Source organism: Nitratidesulfovibrio vulgaris str. Hildenborough (assembly GCF_000195755.1).
GTDB lineage: Bacteria > Desulfobacterota > Desulfovibrionia > Desulfovibrionales > Desulfovibrionaceae > Nitratidesulfovibrio > Nitratidesulfovibrio vulgaris.
Window position 1 is genome coordinate 3,338,116 of the sequence record NC_002937.3, and the last position, 15,712, is coordinate 3,353,827.

The 15,712-nt window shown below is 65.0% G+C and carries 12 protein-coding genes; 9 read left to right on the forward strand and 3 right to left on the reverse strand.

Going from position 1 to position 15,712, the window contains the following annotated elements; translation table 11 throughout:
• The first annotated feature begins 18 nt into the window (after nucleotides 1–18).
• From DVU_RS14950 to DVU_RS14970, 5 genes are all read left to right on the forward strand, one after another.
• Complete coding sequence (locus DVU_RS14950) at nucleotides 19–3,000, forward strand: AIR synthase-related protein (RefSeq protein ID WP_010940439.1); 2,982 nt, start codon at nucleotides 19–21, stop codon at nucleotides 2,998–3,000.
• A gap of 461 nt (nucleotides 3,001–3,461) precedes the next feature.
• Nucleotides 3,462–5,471, forward strand: coding sequence for a methyl-accepting chemotaxis protein (locus tag DVU_RS14955; protein ID WP_010940440.1), 2,010 nt, complete (start codon nucleotides 3,462–3,464; stop codon nucleotides 5,469–5,471).
• Between the two features lie 340 nt (nucleotides 5,472–5,811).
• Nucleotides 5,812–6,192, forward strand: coding sequence for a desulfoferrodoxin (locus DVU_RS14960; RefSeq protein ID WP_010940441.1), 381 nt, complete (start codon nucleotides 5,812–5,814; stop codon nucleotides 6,190–6,192).
• Nucleotides 6,193–6,208: 16 nt separating this feature from the next.
• Entirely contained in the window at nucleotides 6,209–6,367 is a 159-nt protein-coding gene (rd, locus tag DVU_RS14965; protein WP_010940442.1) for a rubredoxin, read from the forward strand.
• Between the two features lie 131 nt (nucleotides 6,368–6,498).
• Nucleotides 6,499–7,707, forward strand: coding sequence for an FprA family A-type flavoprotein (locus tag DVU_RS14970; protein WP_010940443.1), 1,209 nt, complete (start codon nucleotides 6,499–6,501; stop codon nucleotides 7,705–7,707).
• A 327-nt stretch (nucleotides 7,708–8,034) separates the two neighbouring features.
• Here the strand turns inward: DVU_RS14970 and DVU_RS14975 are convergent, their stop codons facing one another.
• Nucleotides 8,035–8,721 carry a MerR family transcriptional regulator gene (locus DVU_RS14975; protein WP_011791459.1) on the reverse strand — a complete coding sequence of 229 codons (687 nt, stop codon included), beginning with the start codon at nucleotides 8,719–8,721 and terminating at the stop codon, nucleotides 8,035–8,037.
• Nucleotides 8,722–8,930: 209 nt separating this feature from the next.
• On the opposite strand from DVU_RS14975, the gene DVU_RS14980 reads away from it, so the two are divergent.
• Nucleotides 8,931–9,218, forward strand: a complete 288-nt coding sequence (locus DVU_RS14980; RefSeq protein ID WP_010940445.1) for an HU family DNA-binding protein — start codon at nucleotides 8,931–8,933, stop codon at nucleotides 9,216–9,218.
• 148 nt (nucleotides 9,219–9,366) lie between these two features.
• Here the strand turns inward: DVU_RS14980 and DVU_RS14985 are convergent, their stop codons facing one another.
• Both DVU_RS14985 and DVU_RS14990 read right to left on the reverse strand, forming a co-directional pair.
• Entirely contained in the window at nucleotides 9,367–9,861 is a 495-nt protein-coding gene (locus tag DVU_RS14985; protein WP_223295117.1) for a C40 family peptidase, read from the reverse strand.
• A gap of 287 nt (nucleotides 9,862–10,148) precedes the next feature.
• A complete protein-coding gene (locus tag DVU_RS14990) occupies nucleotides 10,149–11,444 on the reverse strand; it encodes an NOL1/NOP2/SUN domain family protein (RefSeq protein ID WP_010940447.1) in 1,296 nt (431 codons plus the stop codon).
• A 131-nt stretch (nucleotides 11,445–11,575) separates the two neighbouring features.
• Here DVU_RS14990 and DVU_RS14995 point away from each other — a divergent pair, with 131 nt between their 5' ends.
• The 3 genes from DVU_RS14995 (at nucleotide 11,576) to DVU_RS15005 (ending at nucleotide 15,650) form a co-directional block, all read left to right on the forward strand.
• On the forward strand, nucleotides 11,576–13,243 hold the full coding sequence (locus DVU_RS14995) for an FG-GAP repeat domain-containing protein (RefSeq protein ID WP_010940448.1): 1,668 nt from the start codon (nucleotides 11,576–11,578) through the stop codon (nucleotides 13,241–13,243).
• Nucleotides 13,244–13,320: 77 nt separating this feature from the next.
• Nucleotides 13,321–14,493 (forward strand): RluA family pseudouridine synthase, encoded by a 1,173-nt coding sequence (locus tag DVU_RS15000; RefSeq protein WP_010940449.1) that lies wholly within the window; start codon nucleotides 13,321–13,323, stop codon nucleotides 14,491–14,493.
• Nucleotides 14,490–15,650, forward strand: coding sequence for a glycosyltransferase (locus tag DVU_RS15005; RefSeq protein ID WP_010940450.1), 1,161 nt, complete (start codon nucleotides 14,490–14,492; stop codon nucleotides 15,648–15,650). The genes DVU_RS15000 and DVU_RS15005 overlap by 4 nt, the downstream gene beginning before the upstream one ends.
• The last annotated feature ends 62 nt before the right edge of the window (nucleotides 15,651–15,712 follow it).

Below are 15,712 nucleotides of genomic sequence, written 5' to 3' on the forward strand. Positions count from 1 at the left end.
CCTTTTCAGGAGACCGAAATGCTACGGCGTATTGAAGTTGGACTGCGGCCGCAGGTGACCGACACCGTGGGCCGCAAGGTCGCTGCCAAGATTCACGAATCCCTCGGCCTCGACGCAGGCGATGTGCGGCTGGTCAAGGTATTCACCATCGACGGCCTTGATGCGGCGCAACTCGAGACCGTCGTGCGTGAGGCCGTCCTGTTCGACCCCGTGTTGCAGCACGCCTCGCTCGACCCGCTGGACAGCGATGCCGACTGGGTGCTCGAAGTGGGCTTCCGCCCCGGCGTCACCGACAACGAGGGACGCACCGCGCGCGACACGCTCGCACTCGTGCTCGGCATCGCCGACCGCCGCTCCATCGCCGTGTACACGGCCAACCAGTACCACCTGCATTGCGGTCTCGACCGCGCCGCCGTCGAGCGCATCGCGCGCGACCTGCTCGCCAACGAACTCATCCAGCGCTACGCGCTCAAGAGCCGCGAAGAATGGGCGGCAAGCCCCGGCTTCCCCGCGCAGGCGGCACAGGTCACGGGCGCACGCAACGACGAGGTGGCCGTCATCCCACTGCTTTCCATGAGCGACGATGAACTCATGGCCTTCAGCCGCGCCAACACCCTCGCCCTCAGCCTCGAAGAGATGCACGCCATCCGCGCCTACTACCAGCGCGACGACGTGCGCGCCGCCCGTGCCGCCGAAGGGTTGCCCGCCGACCCCACCGACGCCGAAGTCGAGGCACTGGCGCAGACATGGTCGGAGCACTGCAAGCACAAGATATTCTCTTCGCGCATCGACTACGAGAACCGCGAGACCGGACGCCGCGAGACCATCGACAGTCTCTTCAAGTCCTGCATCCAGGACACCACGAAGACCATCCGCGCCCGTCTCGGCGACAAGGACTTCTGCCGTTCGGTGTTCAAGGACAACGCGGGCGTCATCGCCTTCAACGACACGCATGACATCTGCATCAAGGTCGAGACGCACAACAGCCCCTCGGCCCTCGACCCCTACGGCGGTGCGCTCACCGGCATCGTGGGTGTCAACCGCGACCCCATGGGCACGGGCATGGGTGCCAACCTCGTCTGTAACACCGACGTGTTCTGCTTCGCCTCGCCCTTCTGGGAAGGTGAACTGCCCCCGCGCCTGCTGCACCCCCGCCGCGTGCTTGAAGGCGTCCGCGAAGGCGTGGAACATGGCGGCAACAAGTCGGGCATTCCCACCGTCAACGGTTCCATCGTGTTCGAGGACCGCTACCTCGGCAAGCCGCTGGTCTATTGCGGCACGGTGGGCATGATTCCCGCGCAGGTCGCAGGCAAGCCCGGCTACACCAAGGAGGCGCGTCCCGGCGACGCCATCGTCATGGTGGGCGGCCGCATCGGCAAGGACGGCATCCACGGCGCGACCTTCTCCTCCGAAGAACTGCATGAGGGCTCCCCCGCCACGGCAGTGCAGATTGGCGACCCCATCACCCAGCGCAAGATGTACGACTGCATCATGCGCGCCCGTGACATGGGCCTCTACACCGCCATCACCGACAACGGTGCGGGCGGCCTCTCGTCGTCCGTGGGCGAGATGGCGCAGGACACGGGCGGCTGCCGCCTCGACCTCGCCCGCGCGCCCCTGAAGTACGACGGTCTGCGCCCGTGGGAGATTCTGCTCTCCGAAGCGCAGGAGCGCATGACCCTCGCCGTGCCGCAGGACAAGCTCGAAGCCTTCATGCGGCTCGCCTCCGAGATGGACGTGGAGGCTACGGTACTCGGCGAATTCACCGACTCCGGCTACTTCCACATCACCTTCGGTGACAGGCAGGTGGCCTATCTCGACATGGACTTCCTGCACGACGGCGTGCCGCAGTTGCAGCTGAAGGCCGTGTGGGAACGCCCCGCCCACCCCGAAGGGCGCATCGACCTGCCCGAAGAGGAACAGGGCCCGTTCCTGCGGCGCATGATGGGTTCGCTCAACATCTGCAGCAAAGAATATGTCATCCGCCAGTACGACCATGAGGTGAAGGGCGGCAGCGTGGTGAAGCCCCTCGTGGGCGTGAAACGCGATGGCCCCGCCGACGCAGCCGTGGTGCGCCCCCTGCTGGACAGCGAGTCGGGCATCGTGCTCTCGCACGGCATCTGCCCCAAGTTCAGCGACTACGACGCCTACTGGATGATGGCCAACGCCATCGACGAGGCCGTGCGCAACGCGGTTGCCGTGGGCGGCGACCCCGACTTCATGTCCGGCGTCGACAACTTCTGCTGGTGCGACCCCGTGCAGTCCGATAAGACCCCCGACGGGCACTACAAGCTGGCGCAACTGGTGCGCGCCAATCGCGCCCTAGAGCACTTCTGCCTCGCCTACGGTGTGCCCTGCGTCTCGGGCAAGGACTCCATGAAGAACGACTACACCGGCGGCGGCACCAAGATATCCATACCGCCCACGGTGCTCTTCTCGGTCATGGGCGTCATCGACGACGTGAACCGCACCGTAACCTCCGACTTCAAGCGCGCAGGTGAGCGCATCTACCTGCTTGGCCTCACCCGCCGCGAGATGGCCGGCAGCGAAGCGGCACAGGTTCTTGGCATCTCCTGCGCCGACGTGCCGCAGGTCGACGCCCCCGCCGCCCTGGCCCGGTATCGTGCCCTTTACGGTGCCATCCGCGCCGGGCTTGTCACCGCGTGTCACGACCTCTCCGACGGCGGTCTTGCCGTGGCCCTTGCCGAGATGTGCCTCGGCGGGCGTCTCGGGGCCCGATGCGACCTCGCCCGCGTGCCTGTCTGCGGCGACATGACAACCACCGAACTCCTGTACAGCGAGTCGGCCAGCCGCCTGCTGGTCTCCGTGCGTCCTGCCGACGCCGACGCCTTCGAAGCGGCCTTCGCCGGTCAGCATTACGCCTGCGTCGGCGAAGTGACAGCCGACGGCAGACTGACCCTCGAGACCAAGGGCACCGCCATCGTCTCTGAAGAGGTGGAGGCACTCGCCACCGCCTTCAAGGCGACCCTCGACTGGTAGCCCGCTGGCACACCACACCATCGACAACGAGGCCCGCAGCACTTTGCTGCGGGCCTCGTCTTTTGCAACATACCGCCACGGCGGGTCGCAACTGTCTCTGGGGCGTCCGATGCTTCTCACGCACTGCGCTTGCAGCACCTCTGCCCCATGTCTGCAACACAGGGCAGAGGCTTCATGCACCGTCATATCCGGACATGTTCCAGAAGTTACCCACGCAACATGACTGCCACTGGACGTATCTGCCACCACCGTCTGTGTTGTCTTCTCGCCCTGCGCACTCCTGCAGACTCTTCATGCGGGCACATTGTACGCGAACCCAATCGTAATACACCGGAGATGGTTGATAAGTTATCCGATTGCACATAGGGTCGTTACGGATTTCCGGGTCTGGACCATGGGCGGGCATCTCGCTGCCATCCCGGAATCGCCAACGGCACACCAGTCGCAGTCCCGGAGGTACCATGTCGACGCAACGCTCGCTCGGCACCAAGGTCATGCTCCTTGTGAGCGGCATCTCGCTTTTCGTCTACCTCATCCTCGCCGTACTCACCTCGTACTGGCAGCGGCAATCCGCCCTGACCCTCATCGACAGCGGTGCCGTGCGCGCCTCTGAACTGCTGCTTGATGCCATCGCCGACCCCATGTCCAAGGGCAACGACACAGGTACGACCGAGAAGTTCGACGCCATCGCCAGACGTTACGCCGACATTCGCGCGTACATGACGGACTTCAGGGGCAACATCACCTACTCCACCTCAAAGGATGTGCTGCGGCGCGACCTCGCTGACGTGGTGCAGGCACCTGCCCTGCTCGACAAGTTCAATGCCGCGCTCAAGACCGACAGCCGCGAAGAGCAGCTTGCCACCATCGACGGCATGGCGTTCTACGCCACCATCCGGTCCATACCCAACGCACCAGAATGTCACCACTGCCATGGACGCAGCCAGCCCATCCTCGGTACGCTCGTCATGCTGCAGGACGTCACCCCTGCCATGAGTGAGCTGCGTCTGCACCAGTACGAGACCGTGGGGCTTTCCGTGGGCGGTCTGCTCTTGCTGGTGGGCGTGCTGTCGCTCTTCATGCGACGCGCCGTCATCTCGCGGGTACAGCGCATCGCCGCCGTAAGCGGACAGATTGAACAGGGCGACTACAGCGTGAGCTTCGAGCATGACGGCAACGACGAACTCACACGGCTCAACGCCAACCTCGCCAGCATGGTCACGACCATACGCGACCAGATGCAGTACAACCGCTCGGTGCTCGAAGGCATCATCGTCCCGCTTGCCGTGGTCGACGCCAGAAACCGCATCGAATTCATCAACCAGCCCATGTGCACCATCGTCAGCACAGCCTGCCATGAATACTCGGGCAAGGATTTTTCCGCGTTCATGCAACAGGGCGGCGTCGAGGAGGACATCACCGCCACCGTCCTGAAAGGCGGGAACAACCAGCAGGGCAACATCAGCTACCGCCGCGACGACGGCACCGTCTTCCCCCTGCACTACGAGGTCTCGCCGCTGCGCGATGACAGGGGGGCCGTGAACGGCGCCATCGCCGTCATCATCGACCTGACGCAAGAGGAGGAGGCGCGGCGCCGCATCGAGGAACAGCGCATCAACCTGTTGCGTGTCGCCGACGAGGTGACGGGCGTGGCCGAGACGCTGGTGCGTGCCGCCGAGGCTTTGGTCACACGCATGGGCGAACTCGAGCGCGACGCCACAGAGGCAGCCTCCGAGACCACGCAGGTGGCTACCGCCATGGAGGAGATGAACGTCACCGTCACCGAGGTGGCACGCAACGCCTCCAGCACCGCCGAGATGGCCGACCTCGCCAATGGCGAGGCCCAGTCGGGCGGTACGGAGATGGCCAACACCGTGCGCGAGACGCGACAGGTGGCCCAGCGCACCGAAGACCTCGCCGAATCGCTGCATGAACTGGCACGCAGGGCGGACAACATCGGGCGCGTCATCGAGGTCATCAACGAAATCGCCGACCAGACCAACCTGCTGGCACTCAACGCCGCCATCGAGGCCGCCCGTGCAGGAGATGCCGGACGCGGCTTCGCCGTGGTGGCCGACGAGGTCCGCAAACTGGCCGAGAAGACCATGGTGGCCACACGCGAAGTGGAACAGGCCATCGCGGCCATCCAGCAGGGCAGCAACGACGCCGTCGAGGTCATGACCGAGACCCGGCAGCAGGTCGAAGTGACGGCAGGCAAGGCCGAGGACACCGGCAAGGTTCTCTCGGGCATCGTGGGCAGGGCCGAAAGCATCGCCGACATGGTGCGCAACATCGCCACCGCGTCGGAACAGCAGTCGTCCACCAGCGACGAAATCAACCGCAACGTCACCCGCATCAACGACCTCACCGAAGGCATCCAGAGACGGGTGCGGGAAGCAGGCGATGCCATCCGGCAGGTCGAGGGCATGGCCCAGAGGCTTGAGGCCCTCGTCGACGGTTTCCGCAAATAACCGGTCCACAGGCCACGACAGCACAAGGGGCACGCTCGACGCGTGCCCCTTTCGCATCACGGGCCCGGTTTCGCGCGGGCGATGACGCGCCATGGCAACGCCCCCGTGACGTGACACCGGAGACATACCATCGCATGAGAGGGCATACTGTGCCTGAAAAGTGAATCACCCCGGACACATCTTTCCGCTCATGGGCTGGACAAGCCCAGATTAGGATTTACTCGTAAAAAATCACGCCGGTCATTGAACAGACCGCCGACATGCTGTACACAGGTATAAACAGGTATTTCCGGCGGCCATTCCCGCCTTTCAGACCACCGACAACGAACATGGAGGCCCCATGCCCAACCAGTACGAAATCTACAAATGCATCCACTGTGGCAACATCGTCGAAGTCCTGCATGCTGGCGGCGGCGACCTCGTGTGCTGCGGCGAACCCATGAAGCTCATGAAGGAAGGCACTTCTGACGGGGCCAAGGAAAAGCACGTGCCGGTCATCGAGAAGACCGCCAACGGCTACAAGGTCACCGTCGGTTCCGTGGCCCACCCCATGGAAGAGAAGCACTGGATCGAATGGATTGAGCTTGTCGCAGACGGTGTGAGCTACAAGAAGTTCCTGAAGCCCGGCGATGCGCCCGAAGCCGAGTTCTGCATCAAGGCCGACAAGGTCGTCGCCCGCGAATACTGCAACCTGCACGGCCACTGGAAGGCCGAAGCCTAACCCCGAGGAATCCACGATGAAAAAGTACGTATGCACCGTCTGCGGTTACGAATACGACCCTGCTGAAGGCGACCCCGACAACGGCGTGAAGCCCGGCACCTCGTTCGACGACCTGCCGGCCGACTGGGTATGCCCCGTGTGCGGCGCCCCCAAGAGCGAATTCGAAGCCGCCTAGTAAGCGCTTTCCATGACGCCGCCGCCGGTTGCCCGTACGGGTTGCCCGCGGCGGCGTTTCTTCGTATAGGGGGGTCATCAGCCCCTCTCCATAGCCACACCGCCCCCCGGCGCGCAACACACGAGGAACCCATGCATCCTATCGAAATCAAAAAGGATATATTCTGGGTCGGCGTCGTCGACCACAACAGCCGCGACTTCCACGGCTATTCGCTTTCCCCGCAGGGCACGACCTACAACGCCTATGTGGTCAAGGACGAGAAGACCGTGCTGTTCGACACCGTCAAGCACGACTTCACCGACACCATGCTCTGCCGTCTCTCGCGCGTGGTGGAACCCTGCAAGATAGACTACATCGTCTGCAACCACCTCGAACCAGACCACGCCGGTGCCCTGCCCGAACTGATAGCCCGCTGCAAGCCCGAGAAGATCTTCTGCTCGCCCATGGGCCTGAAGGCCATGGAAGCCCACTTCGACACCACCGGGTGGCCTGTCGAAGTGGTCAAGACGGGCGATTCCATCTCCATCGGCAAGCGCACCATCCATTTCGTCGAGACGCGGATGCTCCACTGGCCCGATAGCATGGTGTCGTACATCCCCGAAGACAAGCTTCTCATCTGCAACGACGCCTTCGGCCAGAACATCGCCTCCACCGAACGCTACGCCGACGAGATCGACCGCTCAGCCCTGTTCCACGCCATGAAGGAGTACTACCACAACATCGTACTGCCCTTCTCGCCCATCGTCCTCAAGACACTGGCGCAGATCGAACAGCTCGGCCTCGACATCGACATGCTGGCCCCCGACCACGGGCTCATCTTCCGTGGCTATGACGATGTGAAGTACGCCCTCGACACCTACCGCATCTTCGCGGAGCAGAAGCCGCAGAAGCGCGCCGTCATCGTGTACGACACCATGTGGCACAGCACCGAGAAGATGGCCTCCGCCATCGCCGAAGGGCTGGAGTCCGTGGGCGTGCCCACCCGCGTCATGTGGCTCAAGGCCAACCACCACAGCGCGGTCATGACCGAACTGGCCGACTGCGGTGCCGTGCTCGTGGGTTCGCCCACGCACAACAACGGCATTCTTCCCGCCGTTGCCGCCATGCTCACCTACATGAAGGGATTGCGCCCCCAGAACCGCATCGGTGCGGCTTTCGGCTCGTTCGGCTGGTCTGGCGAATCGGTGAAGAGCATCACCGAATGGCTGCAATCCATGGGCATGGAAACCCCGGTGGACCCGGTGAAGGTCAAGCACGTGCCCACGCACGACACCTACCGCCAGTGCTTCGAAATGGGGCAGGCAGTGGGCCGCGCCCTCATCGAAAAGTGCGGGGGGTAGCTGACGCTACGCATCGTCCATACCGTATGCATACAGGAAGGCACCGGGCGCAATCGTCCGGTGCCTTCTTTGCTGGCATGGAGGGCGAATGCCGAGGCGACCCAACCTGTAAGGCAAGTGAACTCGTGGCCCGGAATGGGGCACATCACGTCTTCACGCCGCGCAAGTCCCTTGAGTGACTAGCCACACGGCAATCACTCAGGCGAACCAAACCCGGCGGAGACGTACATGCCAGGAATGGGGCTGGCAGACCACAGACTGGAGACGGGTTGGCAATGGCCTGTGACCGACGGGGCAGCCGTAAAACGAGGCGGGTACAAGACGGAGTCAGCCCCGCGCGGCGCGGCGCTTCTCGTCGATGATGCGGGTAAGCCACGTGCGCAACTGGTCGAGGTCTTGCTGCTGCATCTTTTCAGAGGCGTTGAGAAGGATGCGGAGGTTCCCCACATCACGGCGCAGACCGGCGAGTTCATCTTCCACACCACGGGCGTGCGCCACAAGGCGGGCAAGTTCGTCCTGTCGTGCCGACAGGGAGGACAAGGCGTCGGCGATGCAGGCGAGGGTGCGGTTCTGCTGCTCAAGAAGCGCAAGCGCCGCTTCGGGCAGCAGCGCACCCGCAACGGGTACGGAGGCACGAGACGGCGCGATGGCTGCCATCCCTGCGGTCTCTGCTGGCACGGATGCCAACTCCGGGGTGTGCGCCCCGCGCATGGGGGGCTGCCCGTCGTACCCCGACGCGGACGACAACGGCAGCACGTTGCGGGCGAAACGTCCTGCCAGCCGGGCTTCGACGGCAGCGGCGTTACGCGCCGTCTGCATGGCGTCGAGAACGGCTTCGACCACCTCCAGCGCACCCGGCCTGTACCTGCGCCTGCGCCCCTCGCCCACAGAGGGCATGAACGGCGCGAAACGCTTGCAGTAGTAGCGCGCTGTGGACTCGGGCAGACCGAAATGGCGTGCGATGTCGGCGATGGTGAGCAATCCGTCCTGCCGTGTGCCGTTCTCGTCGTGCATGGCGTCTCTCCAGCAGCCTGCTGCGTTTCCGGTTGCGGATACTTCCGCAACCGTAGCCGCAATGCGGAGCCGATGCAACAGCCACGCAGCTGAAAAGGAGCCGTCCCCGTTGACATCCGCGACAGCTACGTGCATAGCGGCAGAATGATAGCAAAGGGCGAGTAGGGGGGGCGAACATTACGTCGTATCCGGGTAAGGAGGAAGTGACGATGCTGACCAAAGCCGAATTTGTTGCCGCACTCAAGGATTCTCTGCCTGATGTCTTCGAAACCAAGGTAAGCGCCGAAAAGGCCTACGACACGTTCTGCAAGATCATGGCCGACGGTGTCGCCAACGGGCAGGGCGTGCGCCTTCCCGGCGTGGGGGCGCTGACCGTGACCGAACGCGCAGCCCGCACCGGACGCAATCCCCAGACGGGACAGACCATCACCATCCCCGCCAGAAAGGCCGTGAAGTTCGCGGCAGCCAAGGCACTGCTCGACGGCATCAACGGGTAACACGCTTCAGCGGTTCCCTCGCCGGATGCCGCAGCACACCCCTGCTGGCGACTTCTTCCGGCCTACCGGATAGAGACGCGCTGCAAACGAAAGGGCTTCCACGCATGGCGTGGAAGCCCTTTTTCCATGTCTTCTGAAAAGCCCCGGGTCAGGGCCAGACCACACGCCGCGCCGCGATGAAATTACGACGCCAGTAAGGGATGTCGAGGGTCTCTTCACGCACGGTCGCCCCGGGTTTGGGGCTGTGCACGAAACGACCGTTGCCGGTGTAGATGCCGGTGTGCAAGCCGTGCATGCCCGACCCCGTACGGAACACGAGGATGTCGGCAGGGCGGAGGACATTGCCGGGTACGGCAGCACCCGCCGTCGCCTGTTCGGCAGTGGTCCGTGGCAGATTGATGCCGTTCTGGTGATAGGTCCACCAGATGAAGCCCGAGCAATCGAAACCCGACCGGGGGTCGAGCCCTCCCGCACGGTAGGGCACACCCAGTTGGCCCCTTGCCGTGGCGACCACTGACCGGGCGGTATCGGAAGCGGGTGGCGGCCCCGTCTGCGCAGGTTCCGGCAAGACCAGCACCTGACGCTCGGCACAACCGCCCGCGAGCAGGACGAATCCGAGAACCAGCCCGAAGAGGATGCGCACGGCACGCGGCCGGGAGCGAAGTCCGGCAAACGGCCAGCCGGATGGGCGGACAGACGACGTGCCCGATGGGCTGACAGACATTTCCGAGCCATGGGCGATGCAGGGGAAGAAGCGGGCGAAGGCTCGCGGCAAGGCGCAACGGGGGAAGGCAGCCCCTCCGTCACGCCCACAGCGTGCGGCATGGTCACGGCTTGCGGACGTATGTGGCGTTGTCATGGAAGACATGCCCGCAATCTAGCAGGAGACGGAGAAAAACCCAAGGGGTGCAAGGGCCCTGCGCGATATGTTCAACGCTCCGACCACAGGGCACGCGCGCCCGCGCCCTTTCCCTTCAGACGCAGACGGCACAGCGGAAGCCCCCGCCAGTAGAGGCACACCTCGCTGGCGTCACCCGTTTCGGCGAGGGGAAGACTACGTCCCGTGAGCACTCCGGCGACATCCTCGACGGAGTCGACATCAAGGGCCACGGCACCGGACTGGCGGGCGTCCTCAGGACGCGGCATCAGGCAGCGCAGACGCGGCAACAGGCGCAGCCCTGCCTTGCTGGCCTTGCCCACGGCACAACCTTGCCAGCGAAAACTCTCGGGCAGCCTCTCAAGGGCCTGACGCGGCAGGAAGTGCGCCGTATCACCGAAGATGGACACCTGCCCCTCTGGCAACAGGGCGGGAAGCACACCGGGCATGGCGAGTTCAGCGGAATGCAGGGGCGTGGCCTTGAGGGGCGTGAACGGCGAAGACGCTACGGGCACGTCGTCACCGGGCCGGCGGAAGGCGGCGACGAAGAAGCCCTGCGCCGCCGAACCTTGTGGGTCCACCCGCAGGACGCCTTCGCACCCCGGCAGTTCGGGGGCGGCAAAGACGAAGCCCGGCGGGGGTTCCAGCGGGACGGGCTCGAACCCCAGTTCATCGATGGCGTAGCGCACCTGCGCCTCGTTCTCGTCCACATTGGTGGTGCAGGTCGAATACACCACGCGTCCGCCGGGACGCAGCAGCCTTCTGGCTTCAGCCAGAAGCAGGCGTTGCAGCGCGATGAGCGGGCGTATCTTGTCACCCTGCCACAGCTTGAGCACCTGCGGATTGCGCTCGACGGTGCCCCAGCCGGAACAGGGGGGGTCGAGCTGGATGCAGTCCCATGTGCCCTCGGGAAGGGGAAGCGATTCGCCCGGGTACGAACAGGTGGCGGCATGCAGCAGGTTGAGCGTGAAGAGATTCTGCCGCAACGTGGCGAGACGGCTTCTGTTGGGTTCGTTGCCCAGTACGAACCCCGTCTCACCCACCAGTTGGGCGAGAAAGCCCGTCTTGCTGCCGGGACTGGCGCACATGTCGAGCACGGCACTGCCGGCCGCGGGGGCCAGCGCCACCGGCGGCAGCATGGACGACCTGTCCTGGATGTAGATGAGCCCGAAAAAGGCGGCCAGACTGCCACCAAGCGGTCGGGGTTCCTCGACGAGGCGCCTCGACCACGGCGAAAAGGGCTCGGGAATGAAACGGTAGCCCTGCGCTTCAAGCAGGGCCTCGACAAGCGGAATCTGCCCGGCAGGGCAGACGATACGGAAGGAGCGAAGGGCTTGCAGGTGACTCATGGGTACTCGCAGTTCCCGGATTGGGCGTTCGGCGCGCCATACCTTATGGTTGCCTGATGCCGCAAGAGATATTATGAGTGCGGACAGCCTAGGGCCCTCCAAGGGTGCGGCCCACGAAACAAGGAGAGACTATGAAGGTGCTCATGCGCACGGCCCTCGCCGTGCTTGCCCTGCTTCTGCTCGCCGCCTCGCCCGTCTTTGCGGCACCGCAAAGCTACGCGGTGCTGCCGTTCCAGATCAACGGCCCCTCGTCCTACCGTTACCTCGAGAAGGCCATCCCCCAGATGTTCTCCTCGCGACTCTACTGGAAGGACCACTTCCATCCGGTAGCGTCAGACGCGGCCGCCAAGGCAGCCCTGCCGGGTTCCGAAGCGGATGTGGCAAAGACGCAGGCCGCCCTCGGCGCAAACTACGCCGTATGGGGCAGCGTCACCATCGTGGGTGACGACTGCAGCCTCGACGTGCGCGTGCGCGACCCCAAGGGCAAAGTCTGGCCCAAGTCGTCGCGTGCCAAGGTCAACGACCTCATCGCCGCTCTCCAGACCTCTGCCGACGCCGTCAGCGCCGAGGTGTTCGGCCGTGCTTCTGCCCAGCCCGCCAACGCCGCCGCCGAACCCAAGGTCGTCAACCAGATGAACGAAGCGTTCGTCGTCAACGAAACGCAGAACCAGCAGGTCTACCTCAACCCGCAGTTCCGCTATCAGGGCAACGCCGCGGGTGACGCGCGGATGCGCAGCCAGTCGCTGCCCTTCTCCGCCCTCGGCATGCTCGTCGAGGACGTGGATGGCGACGGCAAGAACGAAGTGCTGCTTCTCGACGACAAGGCCGTCTACGCCTATCGCTGGGAAGGTGGTCGCCTCGCCCCCGCTGGCGAATTCCGCCCCAACCGCTACCTCGACTGCCTCAACATCAACAGCATCGACCTCAACCGCGACGGGCGCCGTGAAATCGTCATCACCGCCGTGGACGAGAAGAGTAACGAACCGGAGTCGTTCATCCTGAACTACGCCGGTGGGCAGTTCACCGAGGTCATGACCCGCATCGGCTACTTCCTGAACGTGGTCAAGCTGCCGCCGGACTTCATCCCCGTGCTCGTGGGCCAGAAGACCGACCAGCCCCGCCTGTTCCGTCCCGGCGTGTACGAGATGGCGAAGAACGGCGACTCGCTGATGCAGATCAAGCGGCTCGACCTGCCTGAAGGCGCCAACGTGTTCAACTTCGTGTGGGTTCCCGGCGGCTCGAAGGGCGACGGCGACAAGATCGTCACCCTCACCGACACCGAACGCCTGCGCGTCCACACCGCCAAGGGCGGGCGCGTGGCAGAGACCGACGAGTCCTACTCCGGTACCGCCAAGGGCATCTCCATCGAGCCCAACATGCCCGGCATGGGCCGCGACAAGGTGCTGCTCAAGAGCCAGTACTACATTCCCATGCGCATGCTGGCGGTCAACCTCGACCGCGACGACAACTGGGAGTTGCTGGTCAACCGGCCCATCTCCACCGCATCGCAGTTCTTCGAGCGTTACCGTTTCTTCCCGCAGGGTGAGATTCACGCCCTGTACTGGGACGGCGTGGGCCTCGGCCTTCAGTGGAAGACCCGCCGCGTGAAGGGCTCCGTGGCCGACTTCGCCCTTGCCGACGTGAACAACGACGGCGTGCAGGACCTCGTGCTGTGCGTGAACACCCACCCCGGCGCGCTGGGTATGGAATCGCGCAAGACCATGGTGCTCGCCTACCCCCTCGACCTCAGCAAGGTCGACCCGAACACCGCCGCCGCGAACGAACAGCTCGACCAGTAGCCCCGGCCAAGGCCGGAGTATCGTACGCATCCCAGCCCGGCGGGTCGCTCCCGTCGGGCTTTTTTTCAGGAGGAACCATGCCCCCGCAGGCGATCGTCGTCACGAGGGAGGAAGCCGGACAGAAGCTGCTGCAATTCCTTGCGCGCCGCTTCGCCTTGCCGCAGGCCATGCTGCACCGCTGGATACGTTCCGGACAGGTGCGGCGTAACGGAGGCCGCTGCAAGCCCTTCGACCGTCTCGAGATGGGCGACGAGGTCCGCGTACCGCCTTTCGCCGCATCCATGAGCGAAAGGGCCGACGTCGGGCCCGTCTCCGCCAACAGCGATGCCGTCCGGAATGTCCCTGACGCGGCGGCGCCACGCCCTGCACCGTCGCGTCATGACCGTGACGGACATGATGCCATGCAGCCCTCCCGCCAGCGACGCCCCAAGGCGGACACGAGCCTCCAGCCCGCGCGCCCCCTGCCGCCCGTCGTGGCCGAGACGCCCGACCTCTTCATCTTCGACAAGCCTGCCGGTCTTGCCGTGCACCCCGGCACGGGCCACACCGACAGCCTCACCACGAGGCTGGCACAGCATTTCGCCAAGGCCCCGTTCATGCCCACCCCCGCCCACCGCCTCGACCGCGACACGTCGGGCCTTCTGCTGGTGGCGCGCAGCTATGCCATGCTGCGCACCCTGCACGAGGCCTTCGCCTCGCACGATGCGCTCGTGAAGGAGTACCTCGCGTGGGTGGCGGGATGCTGGCAACCCGCAGCCCCGGTCACGCTGCACGACAGGCTGTCCAAGGGCGCCGAGGCGTCGGGGTTCGAACGCGTCGCAAGCGACGATGAAGGCGCGGAAGCCGCCTGCACCGTACGTTGCCTGTTGCGAGAACAGCACCGCAGCCTGTTGCTTGTGACCTTGCACACCGGACGCACCCACCAGATACGTGTGCAGCTGTCCCGGCGCGGGCACCCCCTGCTGGGCGACCGCAAATACGGCGGCCCGCCACGCATGGGCGGCTTCCTGCTGCATGCGGTGCGCCTGTGCCTGCCTTCCGGCGTCGTCCACACGCTCCTGCCCCGCTGGGCGGGCAACGATGCCCTGCCGCAAGGCTTCATCCTTCCCGAACCACTCGGCCCGGTACCGGCATCGGCAATCCATGCGGACTCGGCCTGCCCATGCCCTCGGGCACCATCCGACCGGGACGAAGGGCCTGACCGCGGAGAAGCCGACACGGACACCGTAACCGAGGGACGCGACGCATGACCCCCCCGGTCGTCTGCTTCTGCAACACCAACCCCGGCTGGGGCGGCGGCGAGAAATGGCACCTTGAGGCGGCCATCGCCCTTGCCCATCGTGGACGGCGTGTGCTGCTCATGGCCCACCCGGCAGGACGCCTCCATGCCGAGGCGTCACGACTGGCAGCCACCCTCCCCGCCCATCTGCCCGGACTGCGCGTCCTTCCGTTGCAGGTCGGCAGGCTCACGTTCCTCAATCCGGGCGCCATCGTCCGTATCGCGCATGTCCTGCACAGGGAGAAGGTCGACAGCCTCGTGCTGGGCCTGACCTCCGACCTCAAGGCCGTGGGCCCTGCCGCGCGCCTCGCCGGAGTGCGTCAGGTGTTCTATCGCCGGGGCAGCGCGCTGCCCATACGCAACACGGCCCTCAACCGTCTGCTCTATGGGCGCGTCATCAATGGACTCATCGTCAACTCGCAAGAGACCCGCCGGCTGGCGCTGGTGAACAATGCGGGACTCATCCCCGAAGAGCGCATCCACCTGCTTCACAACGGCATCGACGCCACGGGGTTCGACGCCGCGCTCAAGAAGGCCAGCCCCGCCTACAGGGCCGGCGGACATACGCTGGTCATCGGCAATGCGGGGCGCCTCAACAGGCAGAAGGGGCAGCACCACCTGCTGCACATGGCGCGTCTTCTGGCTGACGAGGGGCTGGACTTCAGGCTTGTCATCGCGGGAGAGGGCGAACGGAGACAGGAGCTTGAGACGCTGGCGCGAACGCTCGGCGTTTCGGGGCATGTGGTCTTTGCGGGGTTTCTCGCCGACCTTGCGCCTTTCTGGAAGAGTCTGGACGTCTTCGTGCTCAGTTCGCACTGGGAGGGCTTCGGCTATGTGCTTGCGGAGGCCATGCTGGCAGAAGTGCCCGTGGTGTCCTTCGACGTGAGCAACATCCCCGAACTCGTGCAGGATGGCACCAACGGCCTGCTGGTGCCCGGCCCGGACGCGGCACCGGAAGGCGACGCCGCCCCCGCAGCGGGGCTTGCCCGCGCCGTCATGACCATGGCTGCGTCGCAGGGCCTGCGTTGTCGCATGGGAGCGGCGGGCAGGGCGCACGCCCTCGCCAAATATGCGCAAGAGTCCTGCATGGACGCACTGGAGAGCATCCTCGGTAGCGCACCCCGGTAGGCTGCAGGGGCCTCCGGCCTGCGCCGTATCGCGAGATGCCGTCTCGTATGGTGTCGAGTGAC